Annotated in this window: 23 protein-coding genes and 1 tRNA gene; 15 read left to right on the forward strand and 9 right to left on the reverse strand. The window is 59.0% G+C overall.

The features are described from left to right. The first annotated feature begins 4 nt into the window (after positions 1-4). From ftsH to AACY25_RS17330, 15 genes are all read left to right on the forward strand, one after another. Positions 5-1,921 (forward strand): ATP-dependent zinc metalloprotease FtsH, encoded by a 1,917-nt coding sequence (ftsH, locus tag AACY25_RS17260; RefSeq protein ID WP_339413989.1) that lies wholly within the window; start codon positions 5-7, stop codon positions 1,919-1,921. Between the two features lie 8 nt (positions 1,922-1,929). After that, complete coding sequence (folP, locus tag AACY25_RS17265) at positions 1,930-2,781, forward strand: dihydropteroate synthase (protein WP_339413990.1); 852 nt, start codon at positions 1,930-1,932, stop codon at positions 2,779-2,781. Between the two features lie 19 nt (positions 2,782-2,800). Then, positions 2,801-4,138 (forward strand): phosphoglucosamine mutase, encoded by a 1,338-nt coding sequence (glmM, locus tag AACY25_RS17270; RefSeq protein WP_339526176.1) that lies wholly within the window; start codon positions 2,801-2,803, stop codon positions 4,136-4,138. A gap of 65 nt (positions 4,139-4,203) precedes the next feature. Then, complete coding sequence (gene tpiA, locus AACY25_RS17275; RefSeq protein WP_339526177.1) at positions 4,204-4,959, forward strand: triose-phosphate isomerase; 756 nt, start codon at positions 4,204-4,206, stop codon at positions 4,957-4,959. Between the two features lie 4 nt (positions 4,960-4,963). Further along, positions 4,964-5,347 (forward strand): preprotein translocase subunit SecG, encoded by a 384-nt coding sequence (gene secG / locus AACY25_RS17280; RefSeq protein ID WP_339413993.1) that lies wholly within the window; start codon positions 4,964-4,966, stop codon positions 5,345-5,347. Between the two features lie 32 nt (positions 5,348-5,379). Continuing rightward, a tRNA-Leu gene (locus AACY25_RS17285) sits at positions 5,380-5,465 on the forward strand. A gap of 301 nt (positions 5,466-5,766) precedes the next feature. Then, positions 5,767-6,228, forward strand: coding sequence for a ribosome maturation factor RimP (gene rimP / locus AACY25_RS17290; RefSeq protein WP_339526178.1), 462 nt, complete (start codon positions 5,767-5,769; stop codon positions 6,226-6,228). A gap of 67 nt (positions 6,229-6,295) precedes the next feature. Then, a complete protein-coding gene (gene nusA, locus AACY25_RS17295) occupies positions 6,296-7,777 on the forward strand; it encodes a transcription termination factor NusA (RefSeq protein ID WP_305594383.1) in 1,482 nt (493 codons plus the stop codon). A gap of 27 nt (positions 7,778-7,804) precedes the next feature. Beyond that, positions 7,805-10,294: a translation initiation factor IF-2 gene (infB, locus tag AACY25_RS17300; protein WP_339526180.1), complete on the forward strand. Its 2,490-nt coding sequence runs from the start codon at positions 7,805-7,807 to the stop codon at positions 10,292-10,294. A 108-nt stretch (positions 10,295-10,402) separates the two neighbouring features. Further along, positions 10,403-10,810, forward strand: a complete 408-nt coding sequence (gene rbfA / locus AACY25_RS17305; protein ID WP_339526182.1) for a 30S ribosome-binding factor RbfA — start codon at positions 10,403-10,405, stop codon at positions 10,808-10,810. 4 nt (positions 10,811-10,814) lie between these two features. After that, entirely contained in the window at positions 10,815-11,735 is a 921-nt protein-coding gene (gene truB / locus AACY25_RS17310; RefSeq protein WP_339526184.1) for a tRNA pseudouridine(55) synthase TruB, read from the forward strand. Between the two features lie 208 nt (positions 11,736-11,943). Further along, complete coding sequence (rpsO, locus tag AACY25_RS17315) at positions 11,944-12,213, forward strand: 30S ribosomal protein S15 (protein ID WP_275961681.1); 270 nt, start codon at positions 11,944-11,946, stop codon at positions 12,211-12,213. Positions 12,214-12,425: 212 nt separating this feature from the next. Next, complete coding sequence (gene pnp, locus AACY25_RS17320) at positions 12,426-14,531, forward strand: polyribonucleotide nucleotidyltransferase (RefSeq protein WP_339526186.1); 2,106 nt, start codon at positions 12,426-12,428, stop codon at positions 14,529-14,531. Between the two features lie 296 nt (positions 14,532-14,827). Beyond that, complete coding sequence (locus tag AACY25_RS17325) at positions 14,828-15,205, forward strand: BON domain-containing protein (protein WP_339526187.1); 378 nt, start codon at positions 14,828-14,830, stop codon at positions 15,203-15,205. A gap of 63 nt (positions 15,206-15,268) precedes the next feature. Then, positions 15,269-15,466 carry a CsbD family protein gene (locus tag AACY25_RS17330; protein ID WP_339526188.1) on the forward strand — a complete coding sequence of 66 codons (198 nt, stop codon included), beginning with the start codon at positions 15,269-15,271 and terminating at the stop codon, positions 15,464-15,466. Positions 15,467-15,530: 64 nt separating this feature from the next. On the opposite strand, the gene AACY25_RS17335 is transcribed toward AACY25_RS17330, so the two are convergent. The 9 genes from AACY25_RS17335 to acs form a co-directional block, all read right to left on the reverse strand. Beyond that, the gene (locus tag AACY25_RS17335; protein WP_339526190.1) at positions 15,531-15,821 is read right to left on the reverse strand and encodes a DUF2845 domain-containing protein; all 291 of its coding nucleotides are present in this window, start codon (positions 15,819-15,821) and stop codon (positions 15,531-15,533) included. A 46-nt stretch (positions 15,822-15,867) separates the two neighbouring features. Continuing rightward, entirely contained in the window at positions 15,868-16,167 is a 300-nt protein-coding gene (locus AACY25_RS17340) for a DUF2845 domain-containing protein (protein ID WP_339526192.1), read from the reverse strand. A gap of 3 nt (positions 16,168-16,170) precedes the next feature. Next, entirely contained in the window at positions 16,171-16,467 is a 297-nt protein-coding gene (locus AACY25_RS17345; protein ID WP_339526194.1) for a DUF2845 domain-containing protein, read from the reverse strand. A gap of 10 nt (positions 16,468-16,477) precedes the next feature. Then, on the reverse strand, positions 16,478-19,489 hold the full coding sequence (locus AACY25_RS17350; RefSeq protein ID WP_339526196.1) for a DUF748 domain-containing protein: 3,012 nt from the start codon (positions 19,487-19,489) through the stop codon (positions 16,478-16,480). Positions 19,490-19,589: 100 nt separating this feature from the next. Continuing rightward, entirely contained in the window at positions 19,590-20,606 is a 1,017-nt protein-coding gene (locus AACY25_RS17355) for a class I SAM-dependent rRNA methyltransferase (RefSeq protein ID WP_339526198.1), read from the reverse strand. 120 nt (positions 20,607-20,726) lie between these two features. Next, positions 20,727-21,179 (reverse strand): phage infection protein, encoded by a 453-nt coding sequence (locus AACY25_RS17360; RefSeq protein ID WP_339526200.1) that lies wholly within the window; start codon positions 21,177-21,179, stop codon positions 20,727-20,729. 176 nt (positions 21,180-21,355) lie between these two features. After that, positions 21,356-22,537, reverse strand: coding sequence for an acetyl-CoA C-acetyltransferase (locus AACY25_RS17365; RefSeq protein ID WP_339526202.1), 1,182 nt, complete (start codon positions 22,535-22,537; stop codon positions 21,356-21,358). Positions 22,538-22,634: 97 nt separating this feature from the next. Beyond that, positions 22,635-23,513 (reverse strand): oxygenase MpaB family protein, encoded by an 879-nt coding sequence (locus AACY25_RS17370; protein WP_339526204.1) that lies wholly within the window; start codon positions 23,511-23,513, stop codon positions 22,635-22,637. Positions 23,514-23,565: 52 nt separating this feature from the next. Then, a complete protein-coding gene (acs, locus tag AACY25_RS17375; protein ID WP_339526206.1) occupies positions 23,566-25,503 on the reverse strand; it encodes an acetate--CoA ligase in 1,938 nt (645 codons plus the stop codon). Positions 25,504-25,528: the final 25 nt, after the last annotated feature.

The raw sequence follows: 25,528 nt of genomic DNA on the forward strand, positions 1-25,528 counted from the left end.
CGACATGGCAAAGAATCTGGTCCTGTGGCTGATCATCGCCGCCGTCTTGGTGACGGTGATGAACAATTTTTCCAGCCCGACTGAGTCGAATAAACTCAACTATTCGCAGTTTATCCAGCAGGTTCAGGATGGCGGCGTTAAGCGGGTGACGGTGGATGGCTTCATCATCAGCGGTACCCGTACTGATGGTTCCTCGTTCGAGACGGTGCGTCCGGCGATTCAGGACAACGGCCTGATCAAGGACCTGATGGACAACAACGTCGAGATCGTCGGTAAGCAGCCTGAGCAACAGAGCATCTGGACTCAATTGCTGGTGGCCAGCTTCCCGATTCTGGTGATCATCGCCGTGTTCATGTTCTTTATGCGCCAGATGCAAGGTGGCGCAGGCGGCAAAGGCGGGCCGATGAGTTTCGGTAAGAGCAAGGCGCGCCTGCTCTCGGAAGATCAGGTCAAGACCACCTTCGCTGACGTCGCCGGTTGCGACGAGGCCAAGGAGGAAGTCAGCGAGCTGGTCGAGTTTCTGCGTGATCCGGGCAAATTCCAGCGCCTTGGCGGGCGCATCCCGCGCGGTGTGCTGATGGTTGGCTCGCCAGGTACCGGTAAAACCTTGCTGGCGAAGGCAGTTGCTGGCGAAGCCAAGGTGCCGTTCTTCACCATTTCCGGTTCGGACTTCGTTGAAATGTTCGTTGGTGTCGGTGCGTCCCGGGTGCGCGACATGTTCGAGCAAGCTAAGAAGCACGCGCCGTGCATCATCTTTATCGACGAAATCGACGCCGTGGGTCGCCATCGTGGCGCTGGCATGGGCGGTGGTCACGACGAGCGTGAGCAGACTCTCAACCAGTTGCTGGTTGAGATGGACGGCTTCGAAATGAACGATGGCATCATCGTGATTGCCGCCACCAACCGTCCTGACGTGCTTGACCCTGCATTGCTGCGCCCAGGTCGTTTCGACCGCCAGGTCGTGGTTGGCTTGCCGGATATCCGTGGCCGTGAGCAGATTCTCAAAGTACACATGCGCAAAGTGCCGATGGGCGAAGACGTTGCCCCTGCGGTGATTGCGCGCGGTACGCCGGGGTTCTCCGGTGCCGACCTGGCTAACCTGGTTAACGAGGCTTCGCTGTTCGCTGCCCGTTCGGGTAAGCGCGTCGTCGAGATGAAAGAGTTCGAGCTGGCTAAAGACAAGATCATGATGGGCGCCGAGCGCAAGACTATGGTCATGTCGGACAAGGAAAAGCTCAACACCGCATTCCACGAAGCCGGCCACGCGATTGTCGGGCGCTTGGTGCCTGAGCATGATCCGGTCTACAAGGTGTCGATCATCCCGCGCGGTCGTGCTCTGGGCGTGACCATGTTCCTACCCGAGGAAGATCGTTACAGTCTTAGCAAGCGTGCGCTAACCAGTCAGATCTGCTCGTTGTTTGGTGGTCGTATCGCCGAAGAAATGACCCTGGGCTTCGATGGAGTCACCACTGGTGCGTCCAACGACATCATGCGCGCCACCCAGTTGGCCAAGAACATGGTCACCAAGTGGGGCTTGTCGGAAAAACTCGGCCCGCTGATGTATGCAGAAGAAGAGGGTGAAGTCTTCCTCGGCCGTAGCATGGGCAGTAACCAGAGCAACGTCTCTGCCGACACCGCCAAGCTGATTGATCAGGAAGTGCGCAGCATCATCGATGAGTGTTATGGCACAGCCAAACGCCTGCTGCTGGAAAATCGCGACAAGCTCGATGCTATGGCCGAAGCGCTGATGAAGTACGAAACCATCGATGCCGAGCAAATCGAAGACATCATGAATGGTCTCGCGCCGCGTGAGCCGAAAGGCTGGCAAGGCGGCGACGACAACAACGGTACGCCGACGGCACCTGTTGAAGTCGCTGAGTCCAAAGAGAAGCCAATTGGTGGTCCAGCCGCCGAGCTTTAGGGTTCTCCATGTCTGTAGCGCCAACCTTTGACCGGCTGCCCTGTGGCAGCCGGTTTCTTGATTTAAGCCGTCCGCAAGTGATGGGTATCCTCAACGTTACTCCTGACTCGTTTTCCGATGGTGGGCGCTATGGTCAGCGTGATGCGGCCTTGCGCCATGCCGAAGCGATGCTGCGGGCGGGGGCGACGCTGATTGATGTCGGTGGTGAGTCGACGCGACCCGGTGCTCGTGCGGTATCTCCGGTTGAGGAGTTGGAGCGGGTTGCGCCCATCGTTGAGGCCATCGCGCGCGAGTTGGATGTGATCATCTCGGTGGATACCTCAACACCAGCAGTCATCCGCGAAACTGCACGGCTGGGCGCTGGCTTAATCAACGATGTGCGTTCGCTGCAGCGCGACGGCGCCCTGGATGCGGCGGCGGATAGTGGCTTGCCGGTGTGCCTGATGCATATGCGCGGCGAGCCCACCACCATGCAGCAAAATCCCCAATACCCTGATGTCGTGGCAGAAGTGCGCGAGTTTTTGCTGGATCGGCTGGCTGCCTGTGAGGCGGCAGGGATTGGCGCTGAACGCATCATTCTTGATCCGGGGTTTGGATTTGCGAAAACCCTTGAGCACAATCTGTCGCTGTTCAAACATCTGCCTGCGTTGCATGCGTTGGGGCGACCTTTGCTGGTCGGGGTGTCGCGCAAGAGTATGATCGGTAAGGTGTTGGGGCATGAAGTGGGCGAGCGCCTCTATGGCAGCCTGGCCTTGGCAGCGCTGGCGTTGAGCAAAGGTGCACACATCCTGCGGGTCCACGACGTGGCGCAAACGGTTGATGTAGTACGGATGATCGCTGCGGTTGAAGCGGCCGAATAAGTTAGAAAGGAATTGTGGGATGGGTAGAAAATATTTCGGTACTGACGGTATTCGTGGGCGTGTCGGTGACTTCCCCATAACCCCGGAATTCATGCTCAAGCTCGGCTGGGCGGCCGGGATGGCGTTTCGCAAGCAGGGTAAGTGCCGCATTCTGATCGGCAAAGACACGCGCATCTCCGGTTATATGTTCGAGTCTGCCCTGGAGGCGGGTCTGTCTGCAGCAGGTGCCGATGTAATGCTGCTCGGCCCGATGCCGACGCCGGCAATCGCCTATCTGACCCGTACTTTTCATGCTGAGGCCGGAATTGTTATCAGCGCCTCGCACAATCCGCATCACGACAATGGCATTAAGTTCTTCTCGGGGCAGGGCACCAAGCTGCCGGATGAGATCGAGCTGATGATCGAAGAACTGCTTGATCAACCGATGACTGTGGTGGATTCCGAGCAGTTGGGCAAAGTCTCGCGGATCAATGATGCCGCCGGCCGCTATATCGAATTCTGTAAGAGCAGCGTACCGAGCAGCACCGACTTTGCCGGCTTGAAAGTTGTTGTCGATTGCGCTCACGGTGCGGCGTATAAGGTGGCGCCAAGCGTATTTCGTGAATTGGGTGCGGAGGTGACCGTACTGTCGGCGCAGCCCAATGGCTTGAATATCAATGACAACTGCGGCTCGACCCACGTCGAGGCGCTGCAGGCTGAAGTGCTGGCGCAGCAGGCCGATCTGGGGATCGCCTTCGATGGTGACGCGGATCGCGTGCTGATGGTCGATCACTCCGGTGCGGTGGTTGATGGCGATGAGTTGCTGTTTATCATCGCCCGTGACCTGCTGGAGCGCGGCAAGCTGCAGGGCGGGGTGGTTGGTACGCTGATGAGCAATCTCGGGCTGGAGCTGGCCCTGGCTGATCTTGGCATTCCGTTTGTCCGCGCCAAGGTCGGCGACCGTTATGTGATTGCCGAGTTGTTGTCGCGCAACTGGCAGCTGGGCGGGGAAAACTCTGGCCATCTGGTGTGTTTCCAGCACACCACCACGGGGGATGCGATCATTGCTGCGTTGCAGGTGCTGATGGCGCTTAAGCGCCGCGGGCAGACCCTGGGCGAGGCGCGGTTGGGTATGCAGAAGTGCCCACAGGTGCTGATCAATGTGCGTTTTGCTGGCGGTGTTGATCCGTTGGAACATCCGGCTGTACAGCAGGCTAGCGCGCGGGTGACCGAGCAAATGGCCGGACGGGGTCGGGTGCTGCTGCGTAAGTCCGGCACCGAGCCGTTGGTGCGGGTTATGGTCGAAGGCGACGATGAAGGCCAGGTGCGCGGCTATGCCGATGAATTGGCTAAAGTTGTTGCGGATGTATGTGCTTGATTCGGCTTGCCAGTCGGGTAGCTGTTGGGTAACATCTGCGCCCTCTTTGACCGACGAGGTAAAGCATGCGTCGCCCAATGGTTGCTGGTAACTGGAAAATGCACGGTACCCGCGCCAGCGTTGCAGAGCTGATCAACGGTCTCACTCAGCAGGTATTGCCTGCTGATGTGGATATAGCGGTTTTCCCGTCTTGTTTGCATCTCTGTCAGGTGGTTGATGGTCTGGCAGGCAAGGCTGTTGCGGTAGGTGCGCAAGATTGCGCAACAGAGGCGCAACAAGGTGCTTTGACTGGCGAAGTGGCGGCAAGTCAGTTGCATGACGCGAGCTGTTCGTTGGTGCTGATCGGTCACTCCGAGCGTAGGTCGCTGCTGGGTGAGAGTGATGAGGTTGTGACGCGCAAGCTTGCTGCGGCGCAGTCTTCGGGTTTGCTTCCGGTGCTGTGTGTTGGTGAGACCCTGGCTCAGCGTGAAGCGGGGCGTACACTTGAAGTGGTTGCTGCGCAGTTGTCTGCAGTGACCGATGCGTTGGGTGTTGAGGTGTTTGCGAGTGCAGTCATTGCCTATGAGCCGGTTTGGGCCATTGGTACTGGTCTGACGGCATCGCCAGAGCAAGCGCAGGAAGTGCATGCGGCAATTCGCGCGCAGTTGGCGGCGAAAAGCGCTGAGTTGGCGGGCAAGGTAAGAATTCTTTATGGCGGCAGTGTCAAGGCCGCCAGTGCAGCCGAGTTGTTCGGTATGCCGGATATCGATGGGGGGCTTGTAGGTGGAGCCTCTCTGAATGCGGATGAGTTCGGTGCGATCTGTCGCGCCGCAGGAAGCTAAAGAAATGCTGGAAACAGTTATCGTTGTTCTTCATCTGCTGGGTGCTATCGGTGTTGTTGCGCTGGTTCTGCTGCAGCAGGGTAAAGGTGCTGATGCGGGCGCTTCTTTTGGTGCTGGTGCTTCATCTACCGTTTTCGGTAGTCAAGGAACCACTACCTTTTTGAGTCGCGTTACTGCTATACTTGCCACCGCTTTTTTCATGACTAGCTTGGGCTTAGGCTACTTTGCTAAAGAAAAAGCTGATGGTATGGCTCAGGTTGGTTTGCCTGATCCGGCAGTTCTAGAAGTGCAACAGGCTAAGCCAGCTGTTGAAGATGTACCTGTTCTTGATGCAGCTAAGCCGGCTACTGAAGCGGCGGACGTACCTCAGGCTCCTGAGCAGCAGTAATACGCAGTACGTTGTGCGCAGTAAATGATTTTGCCGAGGTGGTGGAATTGGTAGACACGCTACCTTGAGGTGGTAGTGGCCATAGGCTGTAGGGGTTCGAGTCCCCTTCTCGGTACCAATTTTCAAAAAGGCCCGCTCGATGCGGGCCTTTTTGTTGCTGGAGTGTCGATTGACCCTGCTTAAGGTTCAGTCGTATAATCCGGCCCCAGCTTTGATGTGGGATTGAGCAGCAAGGTCGCTCCTCGGATGTTTAATCCGAAGCTGGCTGGGTAAAACCAGCCCCCGCATTGAGTTGCAGAGGAGCCCCTTTTAAGGGGCTTTTTGCTAGCTGGGCGACAGCTTTGCCGGCCTTTAGAGGGCGGTTTGATGATGGGCGATTCGCCCATTTTTTATTTTTACAGCATGCGCGAGGGGTTCAGGTGTCGAGCAAGCTAGAACAGTTGCAGGCCTTGGTGGCCCCGGTAGTCGAGGCTCTTGGCTACGAATGCTGGGGTGTCGAGTTCCTGTCACAAGGGCGGCATTCTCTGCTGCGAATTTATATTGATAAACAGCCTGATGGCGTGTTGATCGAAGACTGTGAAATTGTCAGTCGGCAGATCAGTGGTGTTCTCGATGTCGAGGACCCGATCAGTGCCGAGTACACCCTTGAGGTGTCCTCGCCAGGTATGGATCGGCCGCTGTTCACCCTTGAACAGTTCGCCAGTCATGCCGGTGAGCAAGTGAAGATCAAGCTGCGTTCGCCTTTTGAAGGTCGACGCAACTTCCAGGGCCTTCTGCGCGGTGTGGAAGAGCAGGACGTGGTAGTGCAGGTGGATGACCACGAGTTCCTGTTGCCGATCGACATGATCGACAAGGCCAACATTATCCCCAGGTTTGATTGAGACGCGGATCCCCCGCAAGTGGCGCGGATAGCGCGGATCCAATGGATTGCGAAAGGCGAGGCGTACGATGAGCAAAGAAGTACTGCTGGTTGTTGAGTCGGTATCCAACGAAAAGGGCGTACCGGCTAGCGTAATTTTTGAAGCGCTGGAGCTGGCTTTGGCCACTGCTACCAAGAAGCGTTTTGAAGATGAAGTCGAGTTGCGTGTGGCGATCAATCGTCAGACCGGCAACTACGAGACATTCCGCTGCTGGACAGTGGTTGAAGAAGCTGACTTTGATGATCCTGCACACCAGGTCACCACTGACATGCCGCGTGCAGTTGAAGCCAATGCAAAAGTTGGTGAAGTGCTGGAAGAGAAGATCGACTCCATCGAGTTCGGTCGTATTGCCGCGCAAACCGCCAAGCAAGTGATTGTGCAGAAAGTTCGCGAAGCTGAGCGTGCTCAGGTGGTCGAGGCTTATCGCGAGCGTCTGGGTGAGATCATCTCCGGCACCGTGAAGAAAGTTACCCGTGACAGCGTGATCGTTGATCTGGGTAACAACGCAGAAGCCATGCTGGCTCGCGAAGACATCATCTCCCGCGAAACCTTCCGTGTCGGTGTGCGCCTGCGTGCCCTGCTCAAGGAAATCCGCACCGAGAACCGCGGTCCGCAGCTGATCCTCTCGCGCACCGCGCCGGAAATGCTGATTGAGCTGTTCCGCATCGAAGTGCCGGAAATTGCCGAAGAGCTTATTGAAGTCATGGGCGCGTCCCGTGATCCAGGTTCGCGCGCCAAGCTGGCCGTGCGTTCCAAAGACAAGCGTATCGACCCGCAGGGTGCCTGTATCGGTATGCGCGGTTCGCGCGTGCAGGCGGTCTCCGGTGAGTTGGCGGGTGAGCGTGTGGATATCGTGCTGTGGGATGACAATCCTGCGCAGTTCGTAATCAACGCCATGTCGCCTGCTGAAGTGGCCGCCATTATTGTTGACGAAGATGCCCACGCCATGGACATCGCCGTTGGCGCAGACAACCTTGCTCAGGCCATTGGCCGCGGCGGTCAGAACGTGCGTTTGGCCAGTCAGCTGACTGGTTGGACCCTGAACGTGATGACCGAGGCGGACATTCAGGCCAAGCAGCAAGCGGAAACAGGCGACATCCTGCAGCGCTTTATCGACGAGCTGGAAGTCGATGAAGAGCTGGCCCAGGTGTTGGTCGAAGAGGGCTTCACCAGCCTTGAAGAAATTGCCTACGTACCGATGGAAGAAATGCTCAGCATTGATGGCTTTGACGAGGATATCGTCAACGAGCTCCGCGCCCGTGCCAAAGATCGCCTGCTGACTAAAGCCATCGCCAACGAGGAAAAGCTGGCAGATGCCCACCCAGCCGAAGACTTGCTCTCGCTTGAGGGGATGGATAAGGCGCTTGCGCATGAACTGGCAGTGCGCGGCGTTGTTAACCGCGAAGACCTGGCCGAGCAGTCGATTGATGACCTGCTCGACATCGACGGTATCGACGCTGAGCGAGCCGGCAAGTTGATCATGGCCGCCCGAGCCCATTGGTTCGAGTAAGCAGTTGCGGCCTGAGGAGAGAAATGCATGACGCAAGTCACGGTTAAAGAACTGGCCCAAGTGGTCAATACGCCGGTTGAACGCCTGCTCCAGCAAATGAGTGAGGCTGGTTTGCCGCACAAGAGTGCTGAGCAAGCGGTGACCGACAGTGAGAAGCAGGCCCTGTTGGCCCATCTCAAGAGCAGTCACGGCGACAGCAAGACAGAAGAGCCGCGCAAGATTACCTTGCAGCGCAAAACTACCAGCACCCTGCGGGTTGCCGGTAGCAAGACCATCAGCGTTGAAGTGCGCAAGAAGAAAACCTTCGTCAAGCGCAGCGCTGAAGAAATCGAAGCTGAAAAGCAGCGTGAGCTGGCTGAGCAGCGTGCTGTAGCTGAAGCAGCCAAGGCAAAGGCTGATGAAGAAGCCAAGCGCCGCGCCGCTGAAGAAGCGCAGCGCCCTGCGCCAGCTGCTGGCGAGGCGGTCGTTGAAGCGGCTCCGGCTGTAGCAGTTGAGTTGCCGGTAGTGGCTGCTCCTGCGGCAGACGAGCGCAAGAAAGATGAGCCACGTCGCCCAGATAAAGCACGCAATGACGATGCCGACCGCCGTGGTGGTGAGCGCAAGACCACCCAGCACCGTCCGACCGTTAAGGAAAAGGCTCCGGCGCCACGTGTTGCCCCGCGCACCATCGACGAAGAAAGCGACAGCTTCCGTCGTGGCGGTCGTGGCAAGGCCAAGCTGAAGAAGCGTAATGCCCACGGCTTCCAGAGCCCAACAGGTCCGATCGTGCGTGAAGTGAAGATCGGCGAGACCATCACTGTGGGCGATCTGGCCCAGCAGATGTCGGTCAAGGCTGCTGAAATTATCAAGTTCATGTTCAAGCTGGGCACGCCAGCGACCATTAACCAGGTTCTGGATCAGGAAACTGCCCAACTGGTTGCTGAAGAGCTGGGCCACAAGGTTACCCTGGTCAGTGATACCGCCCTGGAAGATTCCCTGGCCGAATCGTTGAAATTCGAAGGCGAGACCTTTGCTCGTGCGCCGGTTGTTACCGTAATGGGTCACGTTGACCACGGTAAAACCTCGCTGCTCGACTACATCCGTCGCGCCAAGGTTGCTGCTGGCGAAGCCGGTGGCATCACCCAGCATATCGGTGCCTACCACGTAGAAACCGAGCGCGGCATGGTCACCTTCCTCGACACCCCGGGCCACGCCGCGTTTACCGCGATGCGTGCGCGTGGTGCCAAGGCGACCGACATCGTGATTCTGGTGGTTGCAGCGGACGACGGCGTGATGCCGCAGACCATTGAAGCCGTTCAGCACGCCAAGGCTGCTGGTGTGCCGTTGGTTGTTGCGGTGAACAAGATCGACAAGCCAGGTGCTGACCTCGATCGCATTCGTAGCGAGCTATCGGTGCACGGTGTGACCTCGGAAGAGTGGGGCGGTGATACGCCGTTCGTTCCTGTGTCGGCGAAAGTCGGTACTGGTGTCGACGAACTGCTGGAGGCCGTGCTGCTGCAGGCTGAAATCCTCGAGCTGAAAGCCACTCCATCGGCCCCAGGCCGCGGTGTTGTGGTTGAATCGCGCCTGGATAAAGGTCGCGGTCCGGTCGCGACCGTACTGGTTCAGGACGGCACTCTGCGCCAAGGCGACATGGTGCTGATCGGCTCCAACTACGGTCGTATCCGCGCCATGCTCGACGAGAATGGCAAGCCGATCAAAGAAGCTGGTCCGTCGATTCCGGTCGAGATTCTCGGCTTGGACGGCACTCCGGATGCTGGCGACGACATGAGCGTGCTGGCTGACGAGAAGAAGGCCCGTGAAGTTGCACTGTTCCGTCAAGGCAAGTTCCGCGAAGTGAAGCTGGCCCGTGCTCACGCCGGTAAGCTGGAAAACATCTTCGAGAACATGGGCCAGGAAGAGAAGAAGACGCTCAACATCGTCCTCAAATCCGACGTCCGTGGTTCGTTGGAAGCATTGCAAGGCTCGCTCAGCGGCCTGGGTAACGACGAAGTGCAAGTGCGTGTGGTCGGCGGCGGCGTCGGTGGTATCACCGAGTCCGATGCCAACCTGGCACTGGCCTCCAACGCTGTACTGTTTGGCTTCAACGTGCGTGCCGATGCTGGCGCGCGCAAGATCGTCGAGCAGGAAGGTCTGGATATGCGTTACTACAACGTGATCTACGACATCATCGAAGACGTCAAGAAAGCCCTCACCGGCATGCTCGGCAGCGATGTTCGCGAGAACATCCTGGGTATTGCCGAAGTGCGTGACGTGTTCCGTTCGCCGAAGTTTGGTGCGATTGCCGGTTGTATGGTGGTTGAGGGTACGGTCTACCGTAACCGTCCAATCCGCGTACTGCGCGACGACGTGGTGATCTTCGAAGGCGAGCTGGAATCCCTGCGTCGCTTTAAAGACGATGCTGCTGAAGTGCGTAACGGCATGGAGTGCGGTATCGGCGTGAAGAGCTACAACGACGTCAAGGTCGGCGACAAGATCGAAGTGTTCGAGAAAGTCCAAGTGGCTCGTAGCCTGTAAGCACGAGTCGCAACATGCAGCGCCCGGCCCCGCTTCTGCGCGGCCGGGCGTTTGCCGCTTTTAGGTCCGCTGCTTTTTCGAGCAGCGTGACGAGTGAAGGTAGTAGAAATGGCCAAAGAATTTAGCCGGGCCCAGCGCATCGGCGACCAGATACAGCGCGAACTGGCGCAGTTGATCCGCCTGGAAATCAAAGATCCGCGTCTTGGCGGCCTGGTGACCATCACGGCGGTGGAAGTCAGCCGCGACTCCAGCCATGCCAAGGTGTTCGTCACCATCATGGGTGGCGAGCCTGAAGAGGGCGTCGATCCTGTCGCGCAGAGCCTTAAAGTGCTCAACGATGCTAGCGGCTTCCTGCGTATGCAGTTGGGTAAGGCAATGAAGCTTCGCAGCGTGCCGAACCTGCGTTTCCATTACGACGAAAGCGTGATTCGCGGTGCGCAGCTGTCGGCTCTGATCGAGCGTGCAGTCAGCGAAGATCGCCAGCATGGCGATGATGTTCCCGAGGCCAAGGAGTAAGCACGTGGCCCAGGTCAAACGTATTCGTCGTGCCGTCGATGGCATCATCCTGCTGGATAAGCCCAAGGGCTTTAGCTCCAATGCCGCCTTGCAGAAGGTGCGCTGGTTGTTGAATGCCGAGAAGGCAGGGCACACCGGCAGCCTCGATCCCCTGGCCACTGGTGTATTGCCGTTGTGCTTCGGTGAGGCGACCAAGTTCTCCCAGTACCTGCTGGATGCGGACAAGGGTTACGAAACCCTGATGCAGCTTGGCGTCACCACCACCACCGCCGATGCTGAAGGTGAAGTGCTGGAGCGTCGCCCAGTGACCGTTGGTCGCGCCGATATCGAAGCTGTGTTGCCGCGTTTTCGCGGTGAAATCAGCCAGATACCACCGATGTACTCGGCGCTTAAGCGCGATGGGCAGCCCCTTTACAAGCTGGCACGTGCTGGTGAAGTAGTGGAGCGCGAGCCGCGTTCTGTTACTATTGCGCGCCTAGAATTATTGGGCTGTGAGGCGGAGCAGGCGCGCCTGGCGGTCGATTGCAGCAAAGGCACCTATATCCGCACGCTGGTCGAAGATATCGGCCACCTGCTGGGTTGCGGTGCTCACGTTGCAGAGCTGCGCAGAACCAAAGCCGGCCCCTTCGATCTGAGCCGCACCGTAACGCTCGAAGAGCTGGAGCGGGTGCATGGCGAAGGTGGCAACGAAGCGGTTGACCAGTTCCTGCAACCGGTCGATAGCGGTCTGCAACACTGGCCGCTGCTGCAGTTCTCCGAGCACAGTTCGTTCTACTGGCTGCAAGGGCAGCCGGTACGCGCCCCGGAAGCGCCGAAGTTCGGCATGGTTCGGGTGCAAGATCACAACGGTCGCTTTATCGGTATCGGTGAAGTGAGCGAAGACGGGCGCATTGCGCCGCGTCGATTGATTGCGACCAAGGCGTAGCCTTGGTTGGAGACACGGGCCGCAGGCCTGTGGTGCAGATTCGGTCGGCATGACCGTAGCGCAGACAAGGGGTTTCGGCTCAGGTCTGCGTGTATCGAGGGTGGCTGTTAATAGGCACGGTCATACCTCACTTAAAAACACGGGAAGCGATTCCCGGCCTATTGAAACTGTTGCACTGCAGCAGTTTCTTAACTGAGAGGATTGCCCCATGGCACTCAGCGTTGAAGAAAAAGCCCAGATCGTAACTGACTACCAGCAAGCTGCTGGCGACACCGGTAGCCCGGAAGTGCAAGTTGCACTGCTGTCCGCCAACATCAACAAGCTGCAAGGCCACTTCAAGGCCAACGGTAAAGACCACCACTCGCGTCGTGGCCTGATCCGTATGGTTAACCAGCGTCGTAAGCTGCTGGATTACCTGAAGGGCAAGGATGTTAGTCGTTACAGCGCCCTGATCGGTCGCCTGGGTCTGCGTCGCTAAGCAATGCTTACGCGTAGCTGACTGCCGAAGCTGGAAGTGGGGTTCGCCCCTGCTTCCAGCTTTTGCTTTTCTGCTTTAGCTGTTTTGGACGATAACGGGTCCGATTCCCGCAACCGCCCGCACATTCTGTAAGACCCGTTTGTTCACGTTGCAGTGATAGAACGGTTGCAAGAAACGCTTTCCCCAAGGGCAACAAAGAGAAGGAAAACACCGTGAACCCGGTAATTAAGAAGTTCCAGTTCGGTCAATCGACCGTTACCCTCGAGACAGGCCGTATCGCCCGTCAAGCCTCCGGCGCAGTGCTGGTCACCGTTGACGACGACGTTGCCGTACTGGTTGCCGTAACCGGCGCCAAGACTGCGGACCCAAGCAAAGGCTTTTTCCCGCTGTCCGTGCACTACCAGGAAAAAACCTACGCAGCCGGTAAGATTCCAGGCGGTTTCTTCAAGCGTGAAGCGCGTCCTTCCGAGAAAGAAACCCTGACCTCGCGCCTGATCGATCGCCCGATCCGTCCGCTGTTCCCAGAAGGTTTCCAGAACGAAGTGCAGGTTATCTGCACCGTGATCTCCACCAGCAAGAAAACCGATCCGGACATCGCTGCGATGATCGGTACCTCGGCTGCGCTGGCCATCTCCGGCATCCCATTCAACGGCCCAATCGGTGCCGCGCGCGTGGCTTTCCATCCGGAAACCGGCTACCTGCTGAACCCGAACTACGAGCAGCTCAAGGCATCCAGCCTGGACATGGTCGTAGCCGGCACCAAAGACGCCGTGCTGATGGTTGAATCGGAAGCCAAAGAGCTGACCGAAGACCAGATGTTGGGCGCCGTACTGTTCGCCCACGACGAGTTCCAGGTTGTCATCGACGCTGTTGCCGAGCTGGCTGCTGAAGCCGCCAAGCCTACGTGGGACTGGCAGCCGAAGGCTGAGAACACTGCACTGCTGAGCGCTATTCGTGGCGAGTTCGGCGATGCCATCTCCCAGGCTTACACCATCACCGTTAAGCACGAGCGTTATGCCCGTCTGGGTGAGCTGCGCAATGAAATCGTTGCCAAGTTCTCCGGTGAAGAAGGCCAGCCTTCCGCTGGTGAAGTTAAAGAAATCTTTGGCGAAATCGAATACCGCACCGTGCGCGAGAACATCGTTAACGGTAAGCCGCGTATCGATGGCCGTGACACCCGTACCGTACGCGGCCTGAACATCGAAGTTGGTGTGCTGGACAAGACCCACGGTTCGGCGCTGTTCACCCGTGGTGAAACCCAGGCTCTGGTGGTTGCCACCCTCGGTACCGCGCGTGACGCTCAGCTGCTCGACACTCTTGAAGGCGAGCGTAAAGACCCCTTTATGCTGCACTACAACTTCCCACCGTACTCGGTTGGTGAGTGCGGTCGTATGGGCGCTACTGGCCGCCGCGAAATCGGGCACGGTCGTCTGGCTCGTCGCTCCATCGCTGCCATGCTGCCGGCTGCTGACGTGTTCCCGTACACCATCCGTGTGGTTTCGGAAATCACCGAATCGAACGGTTCCAGCTCCATGGCTTCCGTTTGTGGTGCTTCCCTGGCTCTGATGGACGCTGGTGTGCCGATGAAGGCGCCGGTTGCCGGTATCGCTATGGGTCTGGTTAAGGAAGGCGAGAAATTCGCTGTTCTAACCGACATCCTCGGCGACGAAGATCACCTGGGTGACATGGACTTCAAGGTAGCGGGTACCGCCAACGGTGTTACTGCACTGCAGATGGACATCAAGATCCAGGGCATCACCGAAGAGATCATGGAGATCGCTCTGGGCCAAGCCTTGGAAGCGCGCCTGAATATCCTCGGCCAGATGAACCAGGTCATCGCGCAGTCGCGTACCGAACTGTCGGCCAACGCACCGACCATGATCGCGATGAAGATCGATCAGGACAAGATTCGCGACGTGATCGGTAAAGGTGGTGCAACCATCCGCGCGATCTGCGAAGAAACCAAGGCCTCGATTGATATCGAAGACGACGGTTCGATCAAGATCTTCGGCGAAACCAAGGAAGCGGCCGAGGCTGCGCGTCAGCGCGTACTGGGCATCACCGCGGAAGCTGAGATCGGCAAGATTTACGTCGGCAAGGTTGAGCGTATCGTCGACTTCGGTGCCTTCGTCAACATCCTGCCGGGCAAAGACGGTCTGGTGCACATCTCCATGCTGAGCGACGCTCGTGTTGAGAAGGTGACTGACATTCTTAAGGAAGGTCAGGAAGTTGAAGTTCTGGTGCTGGACGTGGACAACCGCGGCCGTATCAAGCTGTCGATCAAGGATGTAGCTGCTGCCAAGGCGTCGGGCGTTTAATCGCCGGATTGCTTAAGCGCAGAGTAGAGGGTCCTTCGGGGCCCTCTTTTTTTTGCCCATAAAAAAGCGCAGTGGGATCACCCCGTAGCTGCGGCACATGTCGTGCAATATGCCTTGCTTGGCCGGCCGTAACATGCAGATTGCACGAGCACTGGTGATTTTATTTTTTGTTAAGTTATTGATATTTAAAGGATATATTCTTTTAAAAAGGTTGGCACAGCGCTTGCGATAGTACTGGGGAGGCTGCAGCTCGTAGTGGCTTGCAGATTGTTCAGTACACGCAGGAGGCATTACCCATGAAAAAGCCAATCAAGCATTTTGCAGTAACCGCCATGACCGCCACCGCGCTGGGCCTGTTGCTCGCTGGGCCGGTTCTGGCTGCGGGTACCCCAGCGGTGCAGCCAACTCTGCTGGCCGCCGATGACACGAATGACACCATGGATAAGGCTGGAGACGCAGTCAGCGATACTTGGATCACCAGCAAGGTGAAGTCGACTTTTCTGGCTGACAGCAGCTTGAGCGGTATCGATATCAAGGTGGAAACCAACCAGGGCGTGGTTTCGCTCTCCGGTGTTGTTGCCACCGATGCTGAGCGTGACCTGGCTATTGCCAAGGCATCCGAGATCAAAGGCGTTAACTCGGTATCAGCCGATGCGCTGAAAACTGCCGATTAATCCACGTATGTAAAGCCAGGCGAGTTAGTTGCCTGAGCGCCACGCAACGACGAGGAATGCAAGATGAATAACGACATCATCAAAGGTAAATGGAAGCAGCTCAGTGGTCGTATGAAGGAGCGTTGGGGCAACCTGACCGACGATGACTTAGACGTCGCAGATGGCCATAGCGAGTACCTAGCCGGCAAGCTGCAAGAGCGCTACGGCTGGACCAAGGAAAAGGCTCAGGATGAGCTGCGTGATTTCAGCAGCAAGCTGTAATCCGCTGTTAAAAAAAGCCCCGCAGGTATGTCCTGCGGGGCTTTTTTATGGGCGCTGGCAAGGCTTAGCTCCCGCGTTTACTTTCCACACTCTTCAAACGACCGCCTTCGAATCGCAGGTAGTAGTTCATACCGTTACGTGGGCCATAGACCCACTCCTCGACGAGGAACTCGTTATTGCCGTGGGCATCCAGGGTGTAACCCAGCATGTCGCGGGCAATGGGGTCGCCGCACTTGCTGGCAACCTCCGTCGTTCGGTCGCCGGTGCTGGCGATGCCCTTTTCGCAGCGCAGTGTGCTGGCCTGGGCGCTGCTTGCCAGAGCGAGTAGGGTGAGGCTGAGCGCTATCCGTTGCATGGTGCAATGTCCTTATCGGAAGTTTTGGGTGAGTGCGGTGGAGCTGCTAGTTGCGGCGTTTACTGTCGATCTTGATCAGTCGATTGCCTTGGAAACGCAGAAATTGGTACATGCCGTTGCGCGGTCCGTATGACCATTCTTCGACCGCGACTTCATTGTAGAAACCATATTCATCCAGCACTTCGCGGTAGCCGAGAAAGTCACGGCTCAGTGGTTCGCCGCATTTGCTGCTGACTTCGCTGGTGGTGTCATCGAGGCTGACCAGACCACTATCGCAGCGCAGGGTCGATGAGGCCTGTGCGCAGAAGGGCATAAGTAACAGCAGGGCACTAATCAGGGCTTTCATTGGTTAGCGACTACGACGACGTTCGATGGCGCGCAGGCGCGTGCCTTCGAAGGTAAGAATACTCAGCATGCCGTTATCCGGGCCATAAACCCACTCCTCGATTTGATATTCACGGCGCTCGTTCGGGCCGAGGGAGTAGCCGACCAGATCACGAAAGGCTGGCTCACCGCATTTCTGCATCACCTCGAAGCGCCGGTCACCCAGGCTAACCAGTTGGCTGCCGCAGCGTAACGTTTCGGCCCGGGCCAGGGACGATACCCCTATCAGGGTAAAGAGCAGCGTTGTCGCCAATATGCGCATATACGGAACCTTACTCGCTACCGAGGTGCAGGGTGGTGGCGACGCGGCCATCGGCGCCAGCCTGTGCAATGTTGACATCCAGCAGGTAGATGCGTTCGGCGGCCAGACCGCCACGTTCGACCAGATAGCTCTTTATTTCTGCTGCCCGTGCCTGAGCCAGCTGACGCTGTAGCAATTTGCTCTGTGCCCAGGACTGCAGCACAGCGTCACGCATTTTCGCGCTGCGCTCTTCATCTTCTAGCTCGGCCCATTCGGGCGGTGGTTGCTGCTTGAGGCGGGTGCGGTAGATGCCTTCGAGCAGCACTGCCTTGTCGTCTTCATCCACCAGCAGGTCACTGGCTTCGGCAGGCACATCATCGCCACGGCGTTGTAGCATCTTGTACCAAGTGTTCTGGTATTCGCGCTCCAGGCGCGCGGCAGCCAGTGGCGGGCCGTCGCTGCTCTGCGCGCTCATGCCTTCGACCTCCAAGCGCAGGGTTGGACGTTCCTTCAAGGCGCTGGCCAGGGTATCCAGCGCACTCTGTGCGTCGCCGTCGAGCTCGCTGTTGCCGGCAGTGAAGTGCACCGTGCTGAGGTCGACATCGCTGCCGCCGCTGACCAGCCCGCCAATAAACTTGAACGGCGCCTGGGCCGCGCGCAGCACTAGATTGCGCAGCGTTTGCCAGACTATCGGCATCACGCTGAATTCCGGGCTGTTGAGGTTGCCCTGCACCGGCAGCTGAATTTCGATATTGCCTTTGGTGTCCTTGAGCAGGGCCACGGCCAGGCGAATCGGCAGGTCCATGGCGTCCTTGCTGTCGACTTTTTCACCCAGTTGTAGGTCTTCTAGCAGCAGCTTGTTCGTGGCGTTCAGCTGGCCTTTTTCGATCTGATAATGCAGATCGAGGTTGAGTCGCCCCTTGCGGATGCGGAAGCCGGCGAACTTGCCGGAATAAGGTGTGAGGGTGGTTAACTCGACATTCTTGAAGCTCGTGGCGATGTCCAGGCTGTTCATCGGGTCGAACGGGGTGAGCTGCCCCTTGATACTCACAGGCGCGTACTTGTCGACCTTGCCCTTGATATCGACGCTAGCGGCTTTCGGGCTTTGGTTATCCAGGGTGCCGATCTGGCCGTTGAGTTGACCAATCGCAGTGGCGAAATTGGGACGTAGGCTGAAGTCGGCGAAGTTGGCCGAACCGTCCTTGATACTAATGCCGCCGATGCGGATCGGCAGCGGTTCGTCAGCCGTTGCTTTGGTGGGTTCGGCGTTGGCCGGTTGAGGCACCATCAGGTCGTTGATATTGGTGCTCAGGTCTTCGTTGATGATAAAGCGCACATAGGGTTGTTGCAGTTTGACCTGGTTGATTGCCAGACCCTTGCCGTGCTGGTAGTCGAGCCCTTCAACCACGACCTGTTGCCACTTGAGAAAATCGCGGTCCTTGAGCGTGTCGAGGGTATGCAGCTGGTTGATCTCGGCTTGCCCGATAATGTCGAAGGCCAGCGGCTCGACGCTTTTCAGGTCAACCGCCAGGTCGCTGCCGAGCTTGCCGCTGCGCATTTCCAGACGGACAAAGGGGCTTAGGTAGGTCTGCGCCAAGCGCAGGTCGATATCGCGAGTGGCAACCTGCAGTTTGGCCGTGGTGGGGGTCAGTTGCACCTGGCCATCGGCCTTGATCTGCCCGGTCTTGTTTACCCCGGTATCGAGCTTGAGGGCAAAAGGCGATGTGCCCAGGCTGTCGAAGTCGCTCAGATCGAGATTGAGTGGAGCGAGGTCAATTTTGACTTCAGCACCGCCGGCACGGTCGGCCAGGTGCACCTGATAGTCGCGCAATTGCACGTCACGCAGGATGACTTGCCAAGGTTTGCTGGGCTCTTCCGGCTGGCCAGCAGTGGCGGTTTCTAGCTCCGCTGATTGTTGTGCTGTAGTCGGTTCAATTGGGTTCTTTACCGGCTCGGGTTCCGTCGCTATCGAGCCTGCGCCACCCTCATTTGGAGCCGGAGCCGGAGCCGGAGCCGGAGCCGGAGCTGGTTTAGCGGGTTGGCTGGCCAACAACTTTTGCCAGTCGAGCTGGCCATCGGCTTCGCGCGCGGCCCAGGTTTCCAGCTTCTGGCTACGAATCTTGCCAACGATGACCAGCTGCTTGACCAAGTCCACGCTGGTTTCGCTGATATCCAGGTTTTCCAGGCGCAGCAGCGGTTTGTCAGTCGGGCTCTTGATGGCAAGGCTGCTGACGCTGAGCTGGGTGTTGCTCAGCAGCAGTTCGGTACCTTTGGCGAGGTTTAGGCTGTAGTCGCTACTGAGGTTGACGGTGCCATCCTCCAGCACCAGTGGTACGGCATCGCGCACATAGGGCCACACGCCTTTCAGCTTGCCGTCAGTGACTTTCAGGCTGCCGCTGGAGCTGATCGGCACCAGGCCGATTTGCCCGACCCAGTCGATACGTCCGCCCTGGGGGCCAGTGGCGACCAGATTCATGTCGGCATTGTCGCCTTGCAGGGTGCTGAGGTTGTGCAGTTCGAAATTCAGATCATCGTAGATAAACTCAATCGGCTCGCTGGGGCGCAGATCCTGAAAGTGCAGGTTGCCACCATTCAGCTTGATCCGCGAAATACGCAGCGGGAACGGCTCGCCGGTCGGTTCTTCGACTGCAGGCGCTTTACTAGGCGGGACTTTGAACAGTTGCGCCAGATTGAACCGGCCGTCCTTACCGAACAGCACTTCACTGTGTGGCTGGTCCAGCTCGATATCGGCTAGATGCAATGCGCCGGTCCACAGGCTGTCGAGTTGCAGGTTGGCATACAGGCGTTCGAAGGCGATCTGCTGCTGCTCGGCTTCACCAATCCGCAGTCCCCATAGGCTGAGCTCCAGGCTGAACGGGTTGAACTGCAGACGTTGTAGCGTGGCGGGTACTTCGGCGTATTGAGCCAGCTGCTGGTTGGCAATGCGCAGGCCGATACCGGGCAGAATCAGAAAGCCCAGCAGGCTGTAAAGGGCAACGGCGATGGCAATGGCGCTGGCAGCGCGCTTTATTCCTTTAAGCATAAAAACGTCATCTATCCCGACGAGAAGTGCCTTGGAGTATGGCACGCGTGCGCAGTTCCGCGCCGGCTCTAGGCGGCGTTTTTCTGCGCCCGTGCGGGGCTCAGAACTGCAGGATCAGGGTTTTTAGTGGCGGTTGGCCGTCTTGAGAGGGGAAGTCGCTTGCTGGTGGCAGTACCTGGCAATCCCGCACCGCACGTCCGAGCTTTTCCGCGCAGCGCAGCACCTGTTCGCGCCAATCGGCCATGGCGACTTTTGCCAGGTTATTGCAGCAGATCAGCACGCCATCATCGGCGGTGGCGAGGATCGCTGGCTTGAGCAAGCTCTGGTAATCGCGCAGCAGATCGACCGTACCGAAAGCGCTCTTGGCCCAGGCGGGCGGGTCGAGCAGCACCACATCGAACTGACGTTGCTCAAGGCGCGGATAATGCGGCAGCTTTTGCCCGCGCCGGGCGTTGATTGGCAGGCCGGCGAGTTGGCGGATCGCCGGGAAATAGTCCGACTGGACAAATTGCATGGGCGCAAGCTCGGGATTGAGTGCGCCATTCTCGCGACCGACCGCCAGATTGCCTTCGGCAAAATCCAGATTGACGACTTCACTTGCTCCCCCTGCGGCCGCGCTCAAGCCGACGCCACAGGTGTAGGCGAACAAATTGAGCACCGACTTGCCGGCGCTGTGAGCTTTGACCCAGCCACGTGCGTTGCGCAGGTCGAGAAACAGCAGCGGGTCTTGCCCGGCATGGCGGCCGCGTACGCGGTAATTAAGGCCCCACTCATGGCCGATCAAGTCTTCCAAAGCAGCAGGCTCGGCGTGGTAGACCGAATCAGTGCGGTCGATCCGTGAGTTGTCCTGGGAACGGTCGTTGTACACCAGCAGCAGTTGTGCGCCGAGGCTGGCCTGGCACTGTTCGGCCAGTTGCAGCAGTTCGTTGCGGCTCAGGCTCTGGTGGAAACTCTGCACCAGCAATTGTGGGCCGTAACGGTCGATGGTCAGGCCGCCGGCGCCCTCCTGGCTACCATGGAACAAGCGGTAACAATCTGTGCCTTGGCTATGCAGTTCGGCCAGCAGGTCTTGGCGGTTGAGCAGTGCGGCGCGCAGCGCCTGATCGAGAGAGGACATGCGCGGCGACTCGAAAATGGAGGGTGCGCAGTTTATCAAGATTCATCTGCCGGGACGCAGGCTCGGCAAAAACAGCAAGGGCACCCTAAGGTGCCCTTTAATTTGCGAGTAACTATGTAATCAGACGATGCGGTTGACGCCGGTGCGGTCGGCGCCATCAGCGGCTACGCGGTTGCCACCGGTGCGGTCTGCACCACCCTCGGCGATACGGTTGATGCTGGTACGGTCAAAACCGTCGGCTGCGATACGGTTAGCACCAGTACGCTCAGCGCCGTCAGCAGCTACGCGGTTACCGCCGGTGCGATCAGCGCCACCTTCGGCGATACGGTTAATGCTGGTCCGGTCAAAACCGTCGGCTGCGATACGGTTAGCGCCAGTACGGTCGGCGCCGTCAGCGGCTACACGATTGCCGCCGGTGCGATCAGCACCACCTTCGGCGATACGGTTGATGCTGGTACGGTCGAAGCCGTCGGCGGCGATCCGGTTGCTCAGGGTGCGTTCGGCACCATCAGCAGCGAACACATTGCTGGTCAGGCTGGCGGCAAGCAGGGAAGCGATCAGGTACTTGTTCATCTGGGTGTCCTCGGAAGAGTGGGGTAAGTGGCTACGGGGCTAATGTTGCGCCGCAGCCCGACTCTTGAGAAACGCAGGTGGTCAATAGCAATCATCATTGCTGTCGATGGTAAATAAGAAAGCCGGCCCTCTGATTGATGGGACCGGCTTTTTCTAGCTATAGCTAAGCGCTGTTATCAGGCCCGTTCGATCGCCAGTGCCACGCCCTGACCGCCGCCAATGCACAGGGTGGCGAGGCCTTTCTTGGCGTTGCGTTTGATCATCTCGTGCAACAGGGTCACCAGCACGCGGCAGCCAGAGCCGCCAATCGGGTGGCCGAGGGCGATGGCGCCGCCGTTGACGTTGACCTTGCTGGAATCCCAGTTCAGCTCTTTGCCGACTGCCAGGGCCTGCGCGGCGAAGGCTTCGTTGGCTTCAATCAGGTCCAGGTCGGCCAGCTGCCAGCCGGCCTTGGCCAGGCAACGCTGGGTGGCGCTGACCGGGCCGATGCCCATGATGGCCGGGTCGACGCCAGCGTTGGCGTAGCTGGCGATCTTTGCCAGTACCGGCAGGCCGAGGGCCTGGGCTTTTGCAGCGCTCATCAGCAGTACGGCCGAGGCCCCGTCATTCAGGCTGGAGGCGTTGCCAGCGGTGACGCTGCCGTCTTTTTTGAATGCCGGTTTCAGTTTGCCCAGGGACTCGGCGGTTGTCCCGGCGCGGGGCTGCTCGTCAGTAACGAAGGCCAGCGGATCGCCTTTGCGCTGGGGAATCATGATCGGGGTGATTTCATCGACAAAGCGTCCGGCTTCGATGGCCGCCACGGCTTTTTGCTGCGAGGCGGCGGCAAAGGCGTCCTGCGCTTCGCGGCTGATGTCGTACTTGTCCACCAAGTTCTCGGCGGTGATACCCATGTGGTAATCGTTGAAAGCGTCCCACAGGCCGTCGGTGATCATCGTGTCGATCACTTTGGCATGACCCATGCGCAGACCTGTACGCGCGCCGGGCATGACGTAAGGGGAGAGGCTCATGTTCTCCATGCCGCCGGCGATGATGACGTCGGCGTCGCCACAACGAATCGCCTGAGCACCCAGGTGCAGGGCCTTGAGGCCCGAGCCGCAGACCTTGTTCAAGGTCAGGGCCGGCACAGCGTGGGGCAGGCCGGCAAGAATCGCGGCTTGGCGCGCCGGGTTCTGGCCGCTGCCGGCGGTCAACACTTGGCCGAGGATCACTTCATCAACCTGCGCGCCGTCCAGGCCTGTCTGTTCAAGCAGGCGGCGGATCACTGCTGCGCCCAGCTCAGGGGCCGGGATATTCGCCAGTGAACCTTGGAAGCTACCGATGGCGGTGCGGGTGGCGGCAACGATGACGACGTCTTGCATAGCGTGATCCTCTCAAATAGCCGGTGCGGGCTAGGCCGCGAAAGGCCGCTATGGTGGCACAGCGGCTTTGTGCACGACCAGTACGCGAACTGGCCAGTCAGCTGTTGAATGGCGGTTGCAGGCGTTTGCGCGCGCGGTGGATGGCGCCACTGCGTACGGCCCAGCGCAGCACAGGGGAAAGGCTATGTACGCCGGCCTGGATCATGCGGCTGCGCGCCGGGCTGACCTGTTGGCCAAGCATCTTCTGTCCCCAATCGGGCAACAGGTCGATGCCCGCTTGCATCAATAATTTGGCCACTGGTGCTGCGATAACGCTGGGGGCAGGTGCGTTTAACAGAGTGCGCAGAATCTCCAGCGAACGTTCGTCGCAGAGCAGATCAGGGCGCACAGCCGCTAGGTAGGCCGCGACCTCAGCCCGCGAGCGTGGCACCTGTGTGGCGCCCAGGCGTTCGGCGATCAGAGCGATTTCCGCGTAGTAGCGGTCCTGATCGGCTTCGCTCAGTTGCGGGTTACGGTAACGCAGATGGGCCTGGAGGAAACTGTGTACCTCGGCCACATGCACCCAGGTCAGCAGCGCTGGATCACTGGCAGCGTAGGCTCGGCCATCTGGAGCTGTGCCCGAAACCTTGAGGTGAATGGTTTTGACCTTGTCGATCAGCCAATCTGCATCGGCGCGCGAACCGTAGGTGGTGCCGGAAATAAATTGCCCGGTGCGGCGCAGGCGACCGAGTAGGTCGTCACGAAAGTTCGAGTGGTCCCACACGCCGGCCAGGGCCAGTGGATGCAGGGCCTGCAAGAGCAGGGCGCTGATGCCGCCGATCAGCATGCTGGTGAAGTCGCCATGTACCTGCCAGCTCACCGAGTCCGGGCCGAACAGGCCGGGGTCGCCGTGGGGCTTTTCAAAGTCGATCTGGCCAAGGGCGATGCCGCTCAGGCTAAGGACTTGGCTCTCGATACGGCGGCGAAGGAATTCCATAGGGGCTCTGTGGGACGGCCACGCCGTAAGCATGGCCGCCCCACGTTTGGGTTTAGCGGTTCAGGCGTTGCTCGATCAGCCCGTCAACCACCGTCGGGTCGGCCAGGGTCGAGGTGTCGCCCATGTTTTCCAGCTCGTTGCAGGCGATCTTGCGCAGGATGCGCCGCATGATCTTGCCCGAACGGGTTTTCGGCAGGCCGGGCGCCCACTGGATCAGCTCGGGTTTGGCGAAGCTGCCGATTTCCTTGCCGACCAGTGCCAGCAGTTCCTTCTTCAGCGCGTCGTTGATTTCCACGCCATTCATCGGCGTGACGAAGGCATAGATGCCCTGGCCTTTGAGATCGTGCGGGTAGCCAACCACCGCGGCTTCGGCGACAGCGTCGTGCAACACCAGGGCGCTTTCCACTTCGGCGGTACCGATGCGGTGGCCGGAGACGTTGATTACGTCATCGACTCGGCCGGTGATCCAGTAGTAGCCGTCCTCGTCGCGGCGCGCGCCGTCGCCGCTGAAGTAGTAACCGGGGTAGGGTTTGAGGTAGGTGTCGATCATCCGTTGGTGATCGCCGTAAACGCTGCGGATCTGGCTTGGCCAGCTGTCCTTGATCGCCAGCACGCCTGAGCCAGGTCCGTCGATCTCCTTGCCCTGTTCATCCAGCAGCACCGGCTGCACGCCAAAGAACGGGCGGGTCGCCGAGCCGGGCTTGAGGTCGGTGGCGCCCGGCAGTGGGGTGATCAGAATGGCGCCGGTCTCGGTCTGCCACCAGGTGTCGACGATCGGACAGCGACGTTCGCCGACCACGTTGTAATACCACTCCCAGGCTTCCGGGTTGATCGGCTCGCCGACGCTGCCGAGCAGGCGCAAACTGGTGCGCTCGGTGCATTCGACCGGGCCGCTGCCTTCGCGCATCAGCGCGCGCAGGGCGGTGGGCGCGGTGTAGAAGATATTCACCTGGTGTTTGTCGATCACCTGCCAGAAGCGCGAGGACGTCGGGTAGTTGGGCACGCCTTCGAAGATCAGGCTAGTCGCGCCGTTGGCCAGCGGGCCGTAGACGATATAGCTGTGCCCGGTGACCCAGCCGACGTCGGCGGTGCACCAGTAGATATCGCCTTCGTGGTAGTCGAATACGTACTTGTGGGTCATGGCCGCCATCAACAGATAGCCGCCGGTACTGTGCAGCACGCCCTTGGGTTTGCCGGTGGAGCCAGAGGTGTAGAGGATAAACAGCGGATCTTCGGCGTCCATCGGCTCCGGTGGGCAGTCGCCGCTGACATCCTTGAGTGCCTGGTGGTACCAGATATCGCGGCCCTCCACCCAGTCGATCTCGCCTTGGGTGCGCTCAACCACCACAACGGTGCTGACTGCCGGGCAACTTTGCAGCGCCTTGTCGACGTTGGCTTTGAGCGCTACGTATTTGCCGCCGCGTACGCCTTCATCGGCGGTGATCACGGTGTGGCAGTCGGAGTCCAGGATGCGGTCGCGCAGCGCGTCCGGGGAGAAGCCGCCAAATACCACCGAATGCACTGCGCCGATGCGCGTGCAGGCGAGCATGGCGTAGGTGGCTTCGGGGATCATCGGCATGTAGATGCACACGCGGTCGCCTTTCTTCACTCCACGGCTCTTCAGCACATTGGCCAGTCGGCAGACGTTGTGGTGCAGTTTGTTGTAGGTGATATGCGCTGATTCGCTGGGGTTGTCGCCCTCCCAGATCAGTGCGATCTGTTCGCCGCGTTGTTCCAGATGGCGGTCGATGCAGTTGTAGCTGACGTTCAACTGGCCACCCTTGAACCAGGAGCCTTGACCACTGAGCAGGTCGCCCTGCTGCACGCTGGTCCAGGGTTTGCTCCAGTCGAGGAATGCCTTGGCCTGTTCGGCCCAGAAAATTTCCGGCTGTTCAATCGACTGCTGGTAAAGGCGCAGGTAGTCGTCGTTGTTCAGATGGGCGCGTTGGCGCACGGCGTCGGGCACGGGGTGGCGGGTAATGTCGAACATGGCGGGTCCTTGTCGTTGTGTTCCG

The organism is Pseudomonas sp. EA_35y_Pfl2_R111 (genome assembly GCF_963970955.1).
In the GTDB taxonomy this organism is placed as follows: Bacteria; Pseudomonadota; Gammaproteobacteria; order Pseudomonadales; family Pseudomonadaceae; genus Aquipseudomonas.